At 55.8% G+C, this 15977-nt stretch carries 15 protein-coding genes; 4 read left to right on the top strand and 11 right to left on the bottom strand.

All coding sequences use genetic code 11. The features are described from left to right. Window positions 1–56: 56 nt before the first annotated feature. The 8 genes from C8N36_RS15795 to ltnD form a co-directional block, all read right to left on the bottom strand. Window positions 57–3101: an efflux RND transporter permease subunit gene (locus tag C8N36_RS15795; RefSeq protein WP_097805786.1), complete on the bottom strand. Its 3045-nt coding sequence runs from the start codon at window positions 3099–3101 to the stop codon at window positions 57–59. A gap of 10 nt (window positions 3102–3111) precedes the next feature. Then, a complete protein-coding gene (locus tag C8N36_RS15790) occupies window positions 3112–4158 on the bottom strand; it encodes an efflux RND transporter periplasmic adaptor subunit (RefSeq protein ID WP_097805785.1) in 1047 nt (348 codons plus the stop codon). Further along, window positions 4155–4622, bottom strand: a complete 468-nt coding sequence (locus tag C8N36_RS15785) for a MarR family winged helix-turn-helix transcriptional regulator (protein WP_097805784.1) — start codon at window positions 4620–4622, stop codon at window positions 4155–4157. The genes C8N36_RS15790 and C8N36_RS15785 overlap by 4 nt, the downstream gene beginning before the upstream one ends. Before the next feature lie 213 nt (window positions 4623–4835). Continuing rightward, the gene (locus C8N36_RS15780; protein WP_097805783.1) at window positions 4836–5603 is read right to left on the bottom strand and encodes a hydroxypyruvate isomerase family protein; all 768 of its coding nucleotides are present in this window, start codon (window positions 5601–5603) and stop codon (window positions 4836–4838) included. Next, complete coding sequence (gene otnC / locus C8N36_RS15775) at window positions 5600–6250, bottom strand: 3-oxo-tetronate 4-phosphate decarboxylase (RefSeq protein ID WP_097805782.1); 651 nt, start codon at window positions 6248–6250, stop codon at window positions 5600–5602. The genes C8N36_RS15780 and otnC overlap by 4 nt, the downstream gene beginning before the upstream one ends. Beyond that, a complete protein-coding gene (gene otnK / locus C8N36_RS15770) occupies window positions 6247–7518 on the bottom strand; it encodes a 3-oxo-tetronate kinase (protein WP_097805781.1) in 1272 nt (423 codons plus the stop codon). The genes otnC and otnK overlap by 4 nt, the downstream gene beginning before the upstream one ends. A 4-nt stretch (window positions 7519–7522) precedes the next feature. Then, window positions 7523–7897 (bottom strand): methylglyoxal synthase, encoded by a 375-nt coding sequence (locus tag C8N36_RS15765; RefSeq protein ID WP_097805780.1) that lies wholly within the window; start codon window positions 7895–7897, stop codon window positions 7523–7525. Between the two features lie 3 nt (window positions 7898–7900). Then, window positions 7901–8797, bottom strand: a complete 897-nt coding sequence (gene ltnD / locus C8N36_RS15760; protein ID WP_097805779.1) for an L-threonate dehydrogenase — start codon at window positions 8795–8797, stop codon at window positions 7901–7903. Window positions 8798–8898: 101 nt separating this feature from the next. Between ltnD and C8N36_RS15755 the strand changes: the two genes are divergently transcribed. The 3 genes from C8N36_RS15755 to preA all read left to right on the top strand — a co-directional run bounded on the left by C8N36_RS15755 (window position 8899) and on the right by preA (window position 12671). Next, on the top strand, window positions 8899–9885 hold the full coding sequence (locus tag C8N36_RS15755) for a LacI family DNA-binding transcriptional regulator (RefSeq protein ID WP_097805778.1): 987 nt from the start codon (window positions 8899–8901) through the stop codon (window positions 9883–9885). 141 nt (window positions 9886–10026) lie between these two features. Continuing rightward, window positions 10027–11367 carry an NAD(P)-dependent oxidoreductase gene (locus C8N36_RS15750; RefSeq protein WP_097805777.1) on the top strand — a complete coding sequence of 447 codons (1341 nt, stop codon included), beginning with the start codon at window positions 10027–10029 and terminating at the stop codon, window positions 11365–11367. Beyond that, entirely contained in the window at window positions 11367–12671 is a 1305-nt protein-coding gene (preA, locus tag C8N36_RS15745; RefSeq protein ID WP_097805834.1) for an NAD-dependent dihydropyrimidine dehydrogenase subunit PreA, read from the top strand. Before C8N36_RS15750 ends, preA begins: the two co-directional genes overlap by 1 nt. Before the next feature lie 113 nt (window positions 12672–12784). On the opposite strand, the gene C8N36_RS15740 is transcribed toward preA, so the two are convergent. From C8N36_RS15740 to C8N36_RS15730, 3 genes are all read right to left on the bottom strand, one after another. Continuing rightward, window positions 12785–13159, bottom strand: coding sequence for a hypothetical protein (locus C8N36_RS15740; protein WP_097805776.1), 375 nt, complete (start codon window positions 13157–13159; stop codon window positions 12785–12787). A 127-nt stretch (window positions 13160–13286) separates the two neighbouring features. Next, the gene (locus C8N36_RS15735) at window positions 13287–13913 is read right to left on the bottom strand and encodes a TetR family transcriptional regulator C-terminal domain-containing protein (protein ID WP_097805775.1); all 627 of its coding nucleotides are present in this window, start codon (window positions 13911–13913) and stop codon (window positions 13287–13289) included. Continuing rightward, on the bottom strand, window positions 13910–14557 hold the full coding sequence (locus C8N36_RS15730; RefSeq protein ID WP_097805774.1) for a TetR/AcrR family transcriptional regulator: 648 nt from the start codon (window positions 14555–14557) through the stop codon (window positions 13910–13912). The genes C8N36_RS15735 and C8N36_RS15730 overlap by 4 nt, the downstream gene beginning before the upstream one ends. Before the next feature lie 172 nt (window positions 14558–14729). Between C8N36_RS15730 and C8N36_RS15725 the strand changes: the two genes are divergently transcribed. Further along, entirely contained in the window at window positions 14730–15977 is a 1248-nt protein-coding gene (locus tag C8N36_RS15725) for a Zn-dependent hydrolase (RefSeq protein ID WP_097805773.1), read from the top strand.

Below are 15977 nucleotides of genomic sequence, written 5' to 3'. Positions count from 1 at the left end.
TGCGTATTTGTAGCAATAAAAAGGGCCCCAAATGAGGGGCCCTTTATGCGTTTGTATCAGATGGCCAGTGCGGCCAGTCTGCGGGCTTCTTCGCGGCGGAAGAATACCATGTAAAATACCGGTGCGGCGATCAATGTCAGCACAGTGGCAAAGGCCAGACCGCCCATGATGGTGACCGCCATCGACACAAAGAATGCATCGCTCAGCAGCGGTGCCATGCCCAAAATGGTTGTGACTGCGGCCAATAGAACCGGCCGCAAGCGCGACACACAGGCCGTGACAATAGCATCGTTCAAGGCCAGACCTTCTTCGCGTTGCAGGTCAATCTCTTCGACCAGAACAATGCCGTTTTTGATCAACATGCCTGACAGGCTGAGCAGGCCCAACAACGCTGTAAACGTGAAGGGCAGACCGGTTCCGACCAAGCCGATGACCACACCATTGACCGACATGGGCACCAACAACCAGATGATGATCGGTTGGCGCAGCGCATTAAACAGCAGCACGGAAATCAGCACCATGATCAACAGGCTGAGCGGCAATTGTCCGGCCAGACTGGCCTGGGCATCGCTTGAGCTTTCGAACTCACCGCCCCATTCCATGGTGTAGCCCAATGGCAACTCCATCGCCTCAACCGCTGCGCGGATTTGCGTGTGCACCGTAGCCGCAGTTTGATCGACGGGAATATCAGCGCCGACGGTCAGGGTCAGGACCCGATTGCGGCGATGCACCAGTGTGTCTTGAATATCGTAGTCAAAACCGTCCAGCACTTGTTCAATCGGCAAGACGCCGTTGCTGCCAGAAGAATAGACCACTTGATCCATCAGATTGTCGTCCTTGTCGCGCGGTTTGCGGACGATGATCGGGATCAAGCGTTCGCGCTCACGAAACACGCCTGCTGCGACGCCGTCAGTGGCAAAAAGCAGCGCTGCCGCTACGTCTTCGCGATCAATCCCGGCGGTCTGTGCACGGTTGGTTGCATAAACCGGCTGCAACGCAAATTCCTGTTCCCGCCAGTTTGTGCGCAGATCGTACAAATCATCCGAAGCATTGGTCAAAATCGTAATCGCTTCGTCGCCCAACTGGCGCAGAACAGCCGGGTCTGCACCGGAAAACCTGACTTGGATCGGATCGCCGCCGCCGGGGCCAAACACCAGACGTTTTGTGCGGAACTCGCCTTCTGGGAAGGTGTTTTTGCCAAAGCGTTCCAAGTCTTCTTGCAAGGCAGGGATCTTGTCGATCGACTCGGTCCGGATGATCATGTGGCCGTAGCTGGGATTCGGTTTTTCCGCCGAGTAGGTCAACATGAAACGGGTTGCACCCTGACCCACAAAGGTGGTGGTTGAAACAACATCATCGCGTTGGGAAAGCCAGTCTTCGACCTGTTTTAGATGCTCGGATGTTGTATCGATCGACGTGCCTTGTGGCAGTTTGTAGTGCACAAAAAACAGTGGCGTGTTTGAGTTGGGAAAAAACTGCTGCTTCATCAGACCAAAGCCGGCGAAGCAGGCAACGGTCACCACAATCAAACCTGGAATGACCAGCCACCAGAGTTTAAGCGCCAGCTTTAGCCCCCAACGATACATGCGGAACAAAAGACCGGAGTAGGCCTCTGTTTCCTCATGGCCTTGCACAAAGAAATAGTGCCCAAGCAAAGGGGTGGCAGTCAGCGCCAAAACCCAGCTGAGCATCAGCGAAATGCTGATCACCGCAAAGAGCGAGAACAAGAATTCACCGGTGGCATCCGGGGATAGCCCAATACCCGCAAAGGCCATGATGCCGATGACAGTGGCCCCAAGCAGCGGGATTTGGGTTTTCGAGGCCGCATCATCCGCCGCAGCCCGCGAATTACGCCCGTGCAACATGGAAATCTGCATGCCTTCAGCAACAACAATAGCGTTGTCGACCAGCATCCCCATCGCGATGATCAAAGCCCCCAGCGAAATGCGTTCCATCTCGATTGAAAACAGGCTCATGAACAGCAGTGTTCCGACGACGGTTAGTAGCAAAGTGGTGCCGACGACGACAGCGGCCCGCCAGCCCATAAATAGGGCAAGCACCAACACCACGATGCCAACCGACATGGCCAAATTGACCAGAAAATCATCGGACGCGGTTTCGACCACATGGTGTTGTTGATAAATCGAATGCTTTTCAACGCCCAGCGGGATGTCTTCAGTCAAGGTTTCGATCCGTGCATCGACGCGGTGGCCGACCTCGACAATGTTCTCGGTGGCGAGGCCCGCAATGCCGATGGTAAAGGCATCGACACCGTTGTGGCGGACCATCAGGCTTGGGTCGCTTTGACGTGCGCGGTACACTGATGCGATGTCATACAGATTGACCACGGTGCCACCGGCCCCGATCGACAGGCCAGCAATCGCGTCAACGCTGTCTGACCCTTCGGGGGGGCGAATGATCGTCTTGGTGCCATCTGCGTTCAGACTACCGGAATCCGAAACAGAGTTGGCGTTGGCAATCGCGCTCGAAATCGATTGCGGCGGAATATTTTGATGCGCGGTCAACGTCAGATCAGGTTCTACAAAGATCGCCTCGTCGGGCAGACCGGACACGAGCACATCCGCGACACCCTCCACCGCCAGTATTTCGCGGCGCATGTAGGTGGCCAATTCATGCCGTTCCGCATCACTAAATCCTTCTGCGGTGATGGCGTAGAAAATCCCGAACACATCGCCAAAGGCATCGTTCACATAGGGTTGGCTGACCCCCGAGGGCAGTCCGCGCGATGCATCGCGCACCTTGGCGCGCAGCTTTGTCCAGATTTCAGGCAGTTCAGTGCCGTCGTAGGTTGGTTTGATTTCGACTTCGATGATCGAAAGGCCGGGATAGTTGACCGATGTGATCTTATCGACTTCGCCCATCTTCTGGATGGCGGATTCCAAAGGCTCCGACACTTCCATTGCGACCTGTTCGGCGCTGGCCCCGGCATAGGTGGTCTGGATAGCCGCGACCTTGATGGTAAAGGCAGGGTCTTCGAGGCGGCCAAGTGAATAAAAGCCCCAGATGCCGCCAAACAGGCAAATGAGCATGATGAGCCACGTGTAAAGTGGTTTTTCGATGGATGCGCGTGCGATGTTCATATGTCCGGCCTCAGTTCTTGAAACCGGTGAAGCGGCGCACATTTTGCCCGTCGGTCAGTTTCTGGACACCGGTCGCGACAATTTCCGAACCGCTTTCCAGCCCCGACATGACAACGAAATGGCCGTCGTCCGAGGGTTTGATCGTCACAGGGGTCAGGGTCACAGTGCCACTATCAGCGCCGGTAGGGGCAAAAACCATAACGGCGACGCTGCCATCACTTTGGGCCACTAGGGCTGTGGTCGGCACTGGAATCTCAGCGGTGCCGGGGGTTTCGGCCTGCGCGCGCACTGTGACAGATGAGCCGGGCAAGATCTGGAGACCGGCGGGTTTTTCCATGCCCAAAGTCAGGCGAAAGGTTTGCCCGACGTTCGACGCCTCAGCATCAAATTCCCGAAGCTCGACCGGAAACAGCTGATCGCTGGCAGGAAACTGCGCAGTGAAACGAACGTTGGTGTTGGCAGATGCGCGTTGAAACAGCAGTTCCGGCACATCGATTTCAATCTGCAATTCCGACATGTCGTGGATGCGCACAATCGGACTACCCGTGCTGATGGTTGTGAAATTGGCAACGTTGCGAGTGGCAATCAAAGCATCGAAGGGCGCGTTCAGCGTGGCATGATTCAGCGCATTTTGCGCATTGCGTACGGCAATATCGGCTAGGCTGTCTTGGGTTTGAGCATCATCTACGTTGACTTGGCTGACCGTGCTTCCGCGCAACTGGGTTAGGCGCCCCAGATTGCGGGCTGCCTGTTCTTTTTGCAATCGGGCTTGATCAAGCGACAGCTGAAAGGGCTCCAGATCCAGTTGGGCGATCAAGGCCCCTTTGGGAATAGTTGATCCTTCGATCACAGGGAATTTGTAAATCTGGCCGGCGACTTGAAAGGTCAAATCTACGGATTGCTTGGCCACAACCTGACCGTAGAACTGGCGCACCAGAAGTTGATCCTGAGCGGTGGCGGTGGTCAGTTTGACCGGTCGGTTCTGGCTGGCCGTATCTTGAGCGAGCGCGGTGTTTGCAAGCGACGCAAAAACCAATGCAATAAAAATGTTTTTCACGTTTGGGGTCCTTTCGGCATTCCGGTTTCCATAATCCGGCTGCGAATTTTCAAAGCGATTTTGGCAAATTGATCGAGTTCGTCATCAGACAAGCCCGAGATGTCGCGAAACAGATCGCTGGCCTTGCTGGCCATAACCTTGCGCATGTCGTGACCTTGCTCGGTCAGGGACAAAAGCCAGGCGCGGCGATCATTCGGGTCGCGTTCGCGGAACAAAAGTCCTTTGGCTTCAAGTGTGTCTGCCATTGCTGTGACCGTTGAGGGCAGGGCCAAAAGCTCGCGTGCCAAATCGCCCATGCGGCGTGGTTGATCGAGGCAGACCAGCATGTGCCGTTCTTTTTTGCTGAGGGGTATCGGTATGTCGATGGCCTCTGTGCAGTCTTCCATCTTCCAATACAGTAAATAGATGCCTTCAAGGGCATGGATATCGAAAACGCTTTTGGTGGGTGTGTCTGGTGTAGGCATGATGAGTCCATTTGGTCAGATCTGCCATATACTTCAAAAAATGAACCATTCAAAAGAGGAAATATTTGAAAAGTGATATTTTGTTGACGCGAACGGGCAGCGTTCCGCAACGGAAATGAACGATACAGGAGTGTTCCAGACGCAAAAATGCAAATGATCGCAGCCCGTTAAGGGCCGCGATCTGAACTGGTTGGGCAGTTGTGTTTGGGGGGATTAAAGCTCTTGCGCGTCGTGCAGCCAGCCAAGATCCCAGTCTGACATGCCTTGGGGTTTGTATTCGGCCCCCAGCGGGCTGTCATACCCCAAATCACGGATCACCTGAAAGATGTGGCCATAGTTCAATTCACCGCGATCTGGTGGTCCGCGATCAGGGACGGAGGCAAATTGGATATGCCCGATCAACGGCAACAGATCATGCAGGCGATGGCTAATGTCGCCCTCCATCAGTTGCACATGATAGCAATCAAACATCAGCTTCAGGATCGGGTTTGCGATTTTTTCGATGATGTCGCGGGCTTGCCCGGTGGTGGTCAGAAAATAGCCGGGGGCATCGTGGCGGTTCAATGGCTCGATCAGGATCGTCAAGTCGTAGGGCGCGGCCTTGGCGCAGGCATAAGTGAGGTTGCCGACAAAGCAGTCATGGGCCTGCTGTCCCGATGCAAATCCGGCCATGACATGTATGCAGTTTGCCCCGACGGCCAAGGCGTAGCTGATGGATTGGTCAATCGCCTCGCGCGCCTCTGTCTCGCGGCCGGGCAGGGCGGCCAAACCGTTTTCGCCGGCAGTGACATCGCCGCGGCGGGTGTTGAGACCCAGCATTGATAGGCCGGTTTCCTCCAGCGCGGCTTTCACCTCGGCGGCAGGAAAATCATACGGCCAATGGCATTCAACCGCGTCAAAACCGGCTGCATGGGCGGCGCGAATGGCGTCTGGCAAAGGGCGATCGGCCCACAAAAAGCCAAGGTTGGCTGAAAACTTCATACGTCCCACTCTACTTCAAACTTGGTTACCAGGGTTTGCACCTGATCGAGGGTCAATGCGCGCGGGGCCATGCCGCGTGTCATCATCGCCAGTCGTGCTGTGTCTTCTAATTCTTCAATGGCGTTGCAGGCGGCTTCGATGTCTTTGCCCGCGACAACGGGGCCATGATTGGCCAACATCACAGCGCTTCGTTTGCCTGCCAGCCCGCGCACTGCGTCGCCCATGGCCGGATCACCCGGCATAAAAAAGGGCAGCAGCTGAACCTTACCCAACTTCATAATTCCATAAGGTGTCAAGGGGGGCAGGAAATTGTCAGGATCGACGTCGGGCATCATCGACAGAGCCACCGAATGGCATGAGTGCAGATGAACCACGGCACCAGCGGTGCTGCGTGTTTCGTAAAAGGCGGAATGCAGGGGCATTTCCTTGGTCGGCTTGTCGCCAGATATCAAAATCCCTTCGGCATCAAACCGGCTGAGGCGACCTGGATCAAGGCGGCCAAAGCTGGTGCCGGTCGGACTGACCAGCAATCCACCGTCTTCGGTGCGGGCGGAAATATTGCCTGTTGATCCACCGGTAAGCCCGCGATCAAACATCGACTTGGCCAAAAGACATATTTGTTCACGAAGCTGGGTTTCCGAGGTCATGCCGCCTCCAATTTGGCGAGGGCGTCGGCAAAGAACGTCTCGGTCCCAAAGTTACCGGATTTGAGGGTCAGCGCAATTTGGTGGCTGTTTGATATTGCGTAACACCACGGCACGCCCGGCGCAATTTCCGCGCCAATATCCAGCTGGGTCACACCCAAAGCCTTGGTGATTGCGCCAGAGGTTTCACCGCCTGCAGCAATGAACCGGCGCGCCCCAGCATCGCGTGCTGCAACGGCGCAGGCCGCGAGGACGCTTTCGATCAATTCACCGGCTTCGGCCACGCCCAGTTTGGCTTGGGCTGCTTTAACGCTGTCGGGCGAGGCTGTTGCGTAGATCAAGGGTGCTTGGGACAAATCCTGTTTGGACAACCACTCAAGCACCGTCTGCGGGCCGCTGTTTGCCAAGGTCAACGGGTCCAGCTGATAGGATGGCGCACCGGTCGTTTGGTATTGCGCAACCTGTTTGTTGGTCATCGCGGAACAACTGCCGGACAAAAGAATGCTGCCGGCCTCAAGTGTTGGAGTGACGGCTTTGGGCGCGTCGGCTGACAATGTGCCATCGGCCAAATACAACGCAGGCAGGGGCATGGCAACGGCTGACCCGCCGGTCATCAAAACCATATCGCGGCAGGCCTCGGCGATGATTTCCAAATCCGAGTTTGCCACGGCATCAACCACAACATGGGCTGTGCCTTGCGCCTTTTGCGCGGCCAGATCTGCCCGCAATGCCTGTGCGCCGCGCGCCACTGTCAGCCTGTCCGCAAGTCCTACCGGGCGGGTGACCTGCGGCGTCAAAAGACGCATCAGGTTGCTGTCTTGCATGGGGGTCAGCGGGTGATCTTTCATCGGGCTTTCGGCAAGCGGTTGCTGGCCCACAAACAAGTTGCCCATAAAGATCGAGCGGCCGTTTTCGGGAAAGGCCGGACAGTAGATCGTCTGGTCACAGCCGAGATCATCCATGAGGGCTTCGGCCACGGGACCGATGTTGCCGGTCGCTGTGCTGTCAAAGGTGGAACAGTATTTCCAAAAGAACCGCTTGGCACCCGCGGCTTGAAGCCATTTGAGGGCTTGCCGGGTTTCGGCCACGGCGTCCTTCACCGGCGCAGTGCGCGATTTCAGGGCAATAACTTCAAAAGCGGCGGTATCGCCTGGCGGCTCGCTTGGCACACCCATGCGCAAACTGACACGCACACCCGAACGCGCCAAAAGGCCTGCCAAGTCAGTGGCACCGGTGAAATCATCGGCAATGCATCCCAACACCGTTGTCATGGACTCAATCCTTGTTCTGGAGGTGACGCACCAATGCGGTGGCCGTAGACCGGTTCACGGCAAGCGGTGTGTTATACAAAATCGCCAACCGTAACAGGGATTTGACATCCACGTCATGCGGAAGCGCTGACAGGGGGTCGATGAAAAAGATCAGCGCATCCAGCCGCTTTTCCGCAATCATTGCTCCAAGCTGGGCATCGCCGCCCAAAGGGCCGCTTAGCAGACGCTCGACGTTCAATCCGGCATCGTCTTGGAGCCGGCCACCGGTGGTTCCAGTGGCATAGATATTGTGGCCGACCAGACGGGATTTATGATGGCTGGCCCAATCAACGATTTCCGCTTTCATCGCGTCATGGGCAACTAGGGCAATATTGGGCATGGGTTAGGCTTCTCCTGGTAGAGTCAAACCGGCATTGCGGGCATAAACTTTGGCAACCGCAGCATCATCTTCGGCTCCAAGGCCCATGCCGGCGGCGGCAATGAATTGTTGGAGAGCGACTGCTGTGATCGGCGCGCTGAACTGTGCAGACTTGGCGACATCAAGAACAATGCCCAAATCCTTGGGCCAGATATTGACCTGACTGTGCGGTGTATAATCGCCCTGCGCAATATGGGGTGCACGATTTTCAAGCATCCAGCTGGTGCCTGCGCATTTGCTGATCACCTTGACAAAATCGTCGGGTGATACGCCTTGGGTCATACCAAAGGTCAAGGCTTCGGCCATTGTGGCGATATGAACACCAGCCAACAGTTGGTTCACTGCTTTCATCGCACTGCCGGGTCCGGCGTGATCGCCCAGTTCGAATACGGTTTCAGCGATGGCGTCCAGCAAAGGGCGCGCCGCGGCAAAGGCTTGGTCCGTTCCAGCAGCCATGATCGACAATTGGCCATGCGCGGCCTTGATCGAGCCGCCGGAGATAGGGGCATCAAGGTAATGAACGCCCTGTGCGGCGCAGCGCGCTTCCATGTCTTTGGCAAACTCTGGTGGGACCGTTGCACAGCCTAGCACCACAGCCCCGGTGCGCATCTGCGCAACGATACCATGATCGCCAAACATCACACTTTCGGTTTGAGCGGCGTTCAAAACAACCACTGCAGCGGCATCGATTTGATCCAAATTTTGCGCCATATCCGAAGTTTGGCCACCCTCGGCCTGAAACTTGGCCGTTTGATCTGCATTTAGATCCGAGCCCCAGACGGAGTGTCCGGCAGCCAGAGCTGATTTGGCCATGCCATAGCCCATCGATCCAAGTCCGATTACCGTAACGTTTTGATGCATGCTGTCACTCCTGATGTTGTGGTATCGGTAACGGTATCGATACCGGTTGTCAATTGGCGGTGGACCTGTATGGTCGTGTTGTAATTTTTGAATGTGAGAACATGATGACGCAAAAGGCAACTTTGGCTGATGTTGCGGCGGTGGCGGGGGTCAGTAAGATGACCGCAAGCCGGGCGCTGCGCGGTGCGCCTGAGGTCTCTCAGCTTAGCCGGGATCGCGTTCAGCAAGCTGCGGCGCAAATAGGGTATGTGGCCAACCCATTGGCGGCCTCTTTGTCCTCGAAGCGCACGCAACTGGTGGGGGTCGTCGTTCCCAGCCTGACCAATACGGTGTTTGCTGAAATGCTGACGGGCATCGTCGAAACCATCGAGGGCAGTGGGCTTCAGCCGGTTTTCGGCGTCACAAACTATAACCCCGATACCGAACTTGACGTGCTGCGCAACATGCTGAGTTGGCGGCCCGCCGGATTAATCGTGACCGGTCTGGATCATCCTGAAGCGGCCAAGATTTTGTTGCGACAGTCTGAACAAACGCTGGTGCAGGTGATGGATGTTGATGGCACAGCGATCGGAAACTGCGTCGGGATTTCGCATACCCAGGCAGGGGCCGAAATGGCGCGCACCTTGCTGGCCAGCGGAGCACGCAAAATAGGCTATGTGAACTGCACGCAAATTTTTGACATTCGAGCGACCAAGCGCTTGGACGGGTTTCGCGGCGCTTTGAGGGATGCCGGGCTGGAAATCACCGCCATACAAACGTCGGACACACCATCATCGGCACCGGCCGGGCGGGCACAAACGCGGCAACTGATGCAAGAGCATCCTGACTTGGACGCAATCTACTATTCGAATGATGATTTGGCCGCAGGCGGATTGTTTCACTGCCTAGCGCAGGGGATTTGTGTGCCAAAAGGTGTCATCTTGGCGGGGTTCAACGGGCTGGAATTCTCCGAATCCCTGCCAGCCCAAATTGTGACCACGCGGACACCTAGACGCGAGATCGGGCAAATTGCGGCGCAGATGGTTTTGGACGGCGATACGGACAAATGCGTTCAACTGATGCCCCAGATCGTATATCTAGGTGGTTAAGTCTTAGGCTCGATCAATATTTTTTGCCTGATTTTTGAACAACTTCCTGAAAAATGTACCAAATGGTCAAAATTTATCGTTTGATAAAATTCAGAATCATGTGAGGCTGACATCAAGCAATACCGACAACAGGGGTTAGCCATGAGTTCGAAACAATTCGAGGATGGGATCACAGCGGGGCGATTGGACGCCAAAGCGCTGGATGCCAACTTCTCGGATCTGCATCCGGCCTATGACGCGCACGAAGCGCTGGTCGCCGCAGATCGCTGCTATTTTTGCCACGATGCGCCATGTCAGGTGGCCTGTCCGACATCCATCGACATTCCGCTTTTCATTCGTCAAATCGCAACTGGAACAGCGGAATCGGCCGCGCGGACAATCCTTGAGGACAATATCCTGGGCGGCATGTGTGCCCGCGTATGTCCCACAGAGACCCTGTGCGAAGAAGTCTGCGTACGTGAGACAGCGGAAGGCAAACCTGTTGAAATTGGTCGCTTGCAGCGTTTTGCCACCGACACCTTGATGGCATCAGGGACACATCCGTTTAGCCGCGCGGCTTCTACCGGCAAAAAGGTTGCCGTTGTTGGGGCAGGGCCCGCAGGTTTGGCCTGTGCGCACCGTTTGGCGATGCACGGCCACGACGCAGTTATTTTCGAAGCCCGTGCAAAGGGCGGCGGATTGAATGAATTCGGCATCGCGGCCTATAAATCCACCAATGACTTTGCGCAGGCCGAAGTCGATTGGCTGCTGAAAATCGGCGGCATCGAAATCCGCTACAGTTCCGGCCTCGGCGATGGTATTTCGTTGGACAGTCTACAGGCTGATTTTGACGCGGTTTTCCTCGGGATGGGGCTAGGCGGAGTGAATGCGCTGCGCCTTGACGGCGAAGACAAAGACGGCGTGATGCCCGCGACCAGCTTTATCGAAGAACTGCGTCAAGCTACTGATTTAACTGGCATGTCCATCGGTCGTCGTGTTGTTGTTGTTGGCGGTGGTATGACCGCGATCGACGCGGGTGCACAGGCAAAATTGCTTGGCGCGCAGGATGTTACGATTGTGTATCGCCGCGGCCAAGAGGCCATGGCTGCCTCTGAGTTTGAACAGGATTTGGCGGCGCAAAAGGGCGTTCGGATCATCCACAATGCCACCCCAATCGGGATTGAAGGCAACGGCAGTCTGACCGGTGTTCGCTTTGCTTATACGGAAACCCAGAACGGTAAACTGGTGACACTGGAGGATGGCTTTACTCTGCCAGCTGATCAACTTTTCACCGCCATTGGTCAGTCTTTGACGGGCGCACCTGATGCGCTGGATACTGCCGGGGGCAAGATCACTGTTGGCGATACCGGGCAGACGTCGGTCGCGGGTGTTTGGGCTGGCGGCGATTGTGCGTCCGGAGGCGATGATCTGACGGTAACCGCCGTCGCCGAAGGCCGCGACGCCGCAATGAATATCCACGCAACTTTGATGGGAGAGGCATGATGGCTGATCTGACAACAGACTTCTTGGGTATCAAAAGCCCGAACCCGTTCTGGCTGGCTTCGGCCCCGCCCACCGACAAAGAATACAATGTCCGCCGCGCCTTTGAGGCCGGATGGGGCGGTGTGGTTTGGAAAACCTTGGGGTCCGAGGGGCCGCCTGTGGTCAACGTAAACGGTCCTCGGTATGGCGCGATCCACGGCGCAGATCGCCGGTTGCTGGGATTGAACAATATCGAGCTTATCACCGACAGATCGCTCGAAACCAACCTCGAAGAAATGACACGGGTGAAAAAGGACTACCCTGATCACGCGTTGATCGCGTCGATCATGGTGCCCTGCGAAGAGGCCGCTTGGAAAGCGATCTTGCCACGCGTCATGGAAACCGGATGTGACGGGATCGAGCTGAACTTTGGCTGTCCGCATGGCATGGCCGAACGTGGCATGGGCTCGGCGGTTGGGCAGGTGCCGGAATACATCCAGATGGTGACCGAATGGTGCAAAAAGTACTACGATAAGCCGGTGATCGTGAAACTGACGCCAAACATCACCGATGTCCGCTTTCCGGCCCGCGCGGCTAAGGCAGGTGGCGCAGATGCGGTGAGCTTGATCAACACCATAAATTCGATCACCTCGGTTAACCTTGATGCGATGTCACCCGAGCCGATGATTGACGGCAAGGGCACCCACGGCGGCTATTGCGGGCCAGCGGTGAAACCGATTGCCATGAACATGGTGGCCGAGATCGCCCGCGACGCAGAAACTCGCGGGCTTCCGATTTCCGGCATTGGCGGGATCACCACTTGGCGCGATGCGGCAGAATTTATGGTGCTGGGCGCTGGCAATGTGCAGGTCTGTACCGCTGCAATGACTTATGGCTTTAAGATCGTTCAGGAAATGATTTCGGGCATGTCTCAATGGATGGATGAGCAGGGTTACACCAGCACATCCGATTTTATCGGCAAAGCAGTTCCGAATGTCACGGATTGGCAGTATTTGAACCTCAACCACATTACCAAAGCGCGCATCGATCAAGATGCCTGTATCAAATGTGGTCGCTGTTATGCTGCCTGCGAAGACACCTCGCATCAGGCGATTTCGATGACCGAGGATCGCGTGTTCGACGTCAAAGATGACGAATGCGTTGCCTGCAATCTTTGCGTGAATGTCTGTCCGGTGGAAAACTGCATCACGATGGAGGTTCTACAGCCCGGTGCCATGGACGAACGCACTGGCAAAGTGGTGGAGGCAGATTATGCCAATTGGACAACCCATCCCAACAACCCGTCCTCGACGGCTGCCGAGTAAAGCAGCTTTCCTCCCGAAGAAACGCCCGGATCAATCCGGGCGTTTTTTGCGTGAACCAGATACCGCCGGGTCCAAACAACCGCCATGCGGATACCGTCCAAGGCGACGGGCCTTTATTGCACGCGCCACAACAGCGCTTCGGCCACATGCATCCCGTTCATTTGAAACCAATCAACTTTGATGCGGCTTGCGTCATGACGGGTCACGACAAATTTCAGCCCGACATAACAGCGGTCTGCCCCAACAGTAACTTGCTCCCATCCTCGGATGATATTTTGCCCAACGCTCTCAAAGGTCCAGATTGCTTCGCAGCCGTCATCGGGTGTGTAAACCTCGGCTGATTTGCTTAGGAACTTGATATAAACCGGCCATTCAAGACCCGTTGATATGTATCCTTTGCCCTCCCACTGGCCACGATTTTCGGTTAAAAAATCCGCGTGCGCAGCCTGGCCGATGACCAAAAGCAATGCCAAAAACAGTTTTTGCATGATGTATCCTCCCGCTTGGGATTATCTCACAAAAGGCCGGATTTCCCCATGATACACATCAATTTCAGGTCGCAGGAGCCGTGGCCCGAACAACTCCGAACGCATTGAATTGCGCAACTTGCATCCATTAGGGGGTCAACATGCGCCGAAACAAAATTTCTACAAACTCCGGAGCGCTGTCGAACGGGTCTTGCCCGCCCAAAACAGCCCGCACCTGAACGTCGAAATCGGCATAGTGCTGGGTGGTCGCCCAGATCGAGAATATAAGGTGGTAGGGGTCTGATTTGGCCAGCAGACCGGCGTCCATCCAGCTTTGGATCAACGCTGCTTTTTCGTCCATCAAGGCCTTGAGCGGGCCGGATAAAACGTCGCGTATATGGGGCGCGGCTTGGATCATTTCGGTCGCAAACAAACGGCTTTCGCGCGGCATATCGCGGGACATATCCAGCTTTCGGCGCACATAGGCCAGCAGTTCTTCGATCGGCTCGTGGCTGTCCGACAGATCTATGAGCGGTGCGATCCAGATATCCAGCAAGCTTTCCAGAAGCTCTTTGTAGATCGCTTCTTTGCCTTCGAAGTAGTAAATCACATTGGGTTTCGACAGTCCCGCACGGGCTGCAATTGCGTCCAATGTCGCGCCGCGCAATCCGTTTTCTGAAAACACATCCAAAGCCGCATCAAAAATCGCCTGACGTTTTTCACGCTGAATGCGTGTGGTACCGGTCGGGCGCGGGGTCGGGCGGGCTTTGCTCATGCGTCGGTCTCGTTGCCTGTGTCGTCGATGCCCAAACCGCGCAGAATAATTGCCCGCACATTGGATTTGGCGTCCTGCCAGTCTGCGTCATCCAGCGGCTGCCCGCCATTCAAAGTTTCGATTTGGTGTTGGAAATCTGCATAGTGCTGCGTCACGGACCAAATCATATAGAGCAGGTGGCGCGGGTTTGTCGGTTCCATCAGCCCGTCGTCGATCCAGCGTTGAATGACGTCAATCCGCCCTTCGGTCCAACTGACAAGCACGTCTTCTAGGTAATCCTGGATTACAGGTGCACCGTGCATGACCTCGGACGCCCAGACTTTGGAGCCCATCGGGTGCCGGCGCGAGATCTCCATCTTGGCGTCGATATAGCCGCCAATTCCCTCGGCCGGGCCTGATGATTCGTCAAACGATTCGGCTGCTTGGAGCCATATGTCGAAAATGTTCGACACCACACGGCGATAGAGATCTTCTTTGGTGGAAAAATAATAATGAATATTGGCTTTGGGCAGGCCGGACACATCGGCGATCAATTGCATGGTCGCCCCGCCAAAGCCCGCCTCTGCAAACACTTTTTCCGCTGCCAAAAGGATTTGCTTTTCCTTTTCGAGGCGCTTGTTTTTTGAGCCGTTGCGGGTTGGCATGGCGCGGACACATCCTTTTTCAGAAATTTCTTGACCAATTGGTCAAGTGATGCCGATAGTTGACCATATGGTCAGGGTTGGGCCAGTGCAAGTATCGGGCATTGGCCTAAAGATACGCTGTACTGTGTCGAACACTCGACGCAAGACCAAAGACAAAGCTAGGGGACACGCCATGTCAAACATCAGCAACACTCGGATCGATGCGGATCGGCTGTGGGACAGCCTGATGGAGATGGCCAAAATCGGGCCGGGCATCGCCGGTGGCAACAATCGTCAAACATTGACCGACGAAGACGGAGAGGGGCGGGCGCTGTTCCAATCTTGGTGTGAGGCCGTGGGCTGCACGATGGGGCTGGATCAGATGGGCAACATGTTCGCGCGCTACGAAGGTACAGATCCCGATCTTTTGCCCGTTTACGTTGGCTCGCATCTCGATACGCAGCCGACGGGCGGAAAATATGACGGGGTGCTTGGCGTTTTGGGCGGCCTCGAGGTGATCCGCACGATGCATGAACAGGGTATCAAGACCAAACACCCCATCGTCGTCACCAACTGGACCAACGAAGAGGGCACGCGTTACGCACCGGCAATGCTGTCCTCAGGCGTGTTCGCCGGCAAGCATACCCAAGATTGGGCCTATGACCGTGTCGATGCAGAGGGAAAGCGTTTTGGGGATGAGCTGAAACGGATCGGGTGGCGTGGCGACGAAGAGGTTGGCGCACGCAAGATGCATGCGATGTTTGAGCTGCACATTGAACAGGGCCCGATTTTGGAAGCCGAGGGGAAGGACATTGGTGTTGTCACCCATGGCCAAGGGTTGCGGTGGATAGAAGTTACCGTGACTGGCAAGGAAAGCCATACGGGATCGACTCCGATGCATATGCGCAAAAATGCGGGCCGTGGTTTGGCACTGATCACCGAATTGGTGCATGAGATAGCAATGAAGAACCAGCCGAATGCGGTTGGGGCCATTGGGCATATCGACGTCTACCCGAATTCGCGCAACATCATTCCGGGTAAGGTGGTCTTTACTGTCGATATGCGCACACATCTTTTGGACAAGCTGAACGACATGGTCGACGAGCTGATGGAGAAAGCGCCGAAACTCTGTGAAGAGATCGGTGTTGAATTCTCGGCTGAAATAGTTGGCCAGTTCGATCCCCCCGCCTTTGACGAAGACTGCGTTGCCGCGATCCGCGAAGGGGCCGAAACCATGGGCTATTCGCATCGAGACATTATTTCCGGTGCTGGGCATGATGCCTGCTGGATCAACGATGTTGCGCCCACAGCGATGGTCATGTGCCCCTGCGTTGACGGCCTGTCGCACAACGAGGCCGAAGAGATCAGCAAGGATTGGGCCGCGGCCGGCGCGAATGTTTTGATGCATGCTGTTTTGAAAACCGCGCAGGTGGTTGAATAG

This window comes from Pelagimonas varians, from assembly GCF_003208435.1.
GTDB lineage: Bacteria > Pseudomonadota > Alphaproteobacteria > Rhodobacterales > Rhodobacteraceae > Pelagimonas > Pelagimonas varians.
The sequence above is the reverse complement of the archived record's forward strand: the minus strand, read 5'-3'. Positions and strand labels throughout refer to the sequence as shown.

Excerpts from the sequence above, each read along its gene's own strand:
- C8N36_RS15795 (WP_097805786.1), bottom strand. The coding sequence starts at position 3,101 with ATGAACATCGCACGCGCATCCATCGAAAAACCACTTTACACGTGGCTC.
- C8N36_RS15785 (WP_097805784.1), bottom strand. The coding sequence starts at position 4,622 with ATGCCTACACCAGACACACCCACCAAAAGCGTTTTCGATATCCATGCC.
- C8N36_RS15780 (WP_097805783.1), bottom strand. The coding sequence starts at position 5,603 with ATGAAGTTTTCAGCCAACCTTGGCTTTTTGTGGGCCGATCGCCCTTTG.
- otnC (WP_097805782.1), bottom strand. The coding sequence starts at position 6,250 with ATGACCTCGGAAACCCAGCTTCGTGAACAAATATGTCTTTTGGCCAAG.
- otnK (WP_097805781.1), bottom strand. The coding sequence starts at position 7,518 with ATGACAACGGTGTTGGGATGCATTGCCGATGATTTCACCGGTGCCACT.
- C8N36_RS15765 (WP_097805780.1), bottom strand. The coding sequence starts at position 7,897 with ATGCCCAATATTGCCCTAGTTGCCCATGACGCGATGAAAGCGGAAATC.
- ltnD (WP_097805779.1), bottom strand. The coding sequence starts at position 8,797 with ATGCATCAAAACGTTACGGTAATCGGACTTGGATCGATGGGCTATGGC.
- C8N36_RS15755 (WP_097805778.1), top strand. The coding sequence starts at position 8,899 with ATGATGACGCAAAAGGCAACTTTGGCTGATGTTGCGGCGGTGGCGGGG.
- C8N36_RS15750 (WP_097805777.1), top strand. The coding sequence starts at position 10,027 with ATGAGTTCGAAACAATTCGAGGATGGGATCACAGCGGGGCGATTGGAC.
- preA (WP_097805834.1), top strand. The coding sequence starts at position 11,367 with ATGGCTGATCTGACAACAGACTTCTTGGGTATCAAAAGCCCGAACCCG.
- C8N36_RS15740 (WP_097805776.1), bottom strand. The coding sequence starts at position 13,159 with ATGCAAAAACTGTTTTTGGCATTGCTTTTGGTCATCGGCCAGGCTGCG.
- C8N36_RS15735 (WP_097805775.1), bottom strand. The coding sequence starts at position 13,913 with ATGAGCAAAGCCCGCCCGACCCCGCGCCCGACCGGTACCACACGCATT.
- C8N36_RS15730 (WP_097805774.1), bottom strand. The coding sequence starts at position 14,557 with ATGCCAACCCGCAACGGCTCAAAAAACAAGCGCCTCGAAAAGGAAAAG.
- C8N36_RS15725 (WP_097805773.1), top strand. The coding sequence starts at position 14,730 with ATGTCAAACATCAGCAACACTCGGATCGATGCGGATCGGCTGTGGGAC.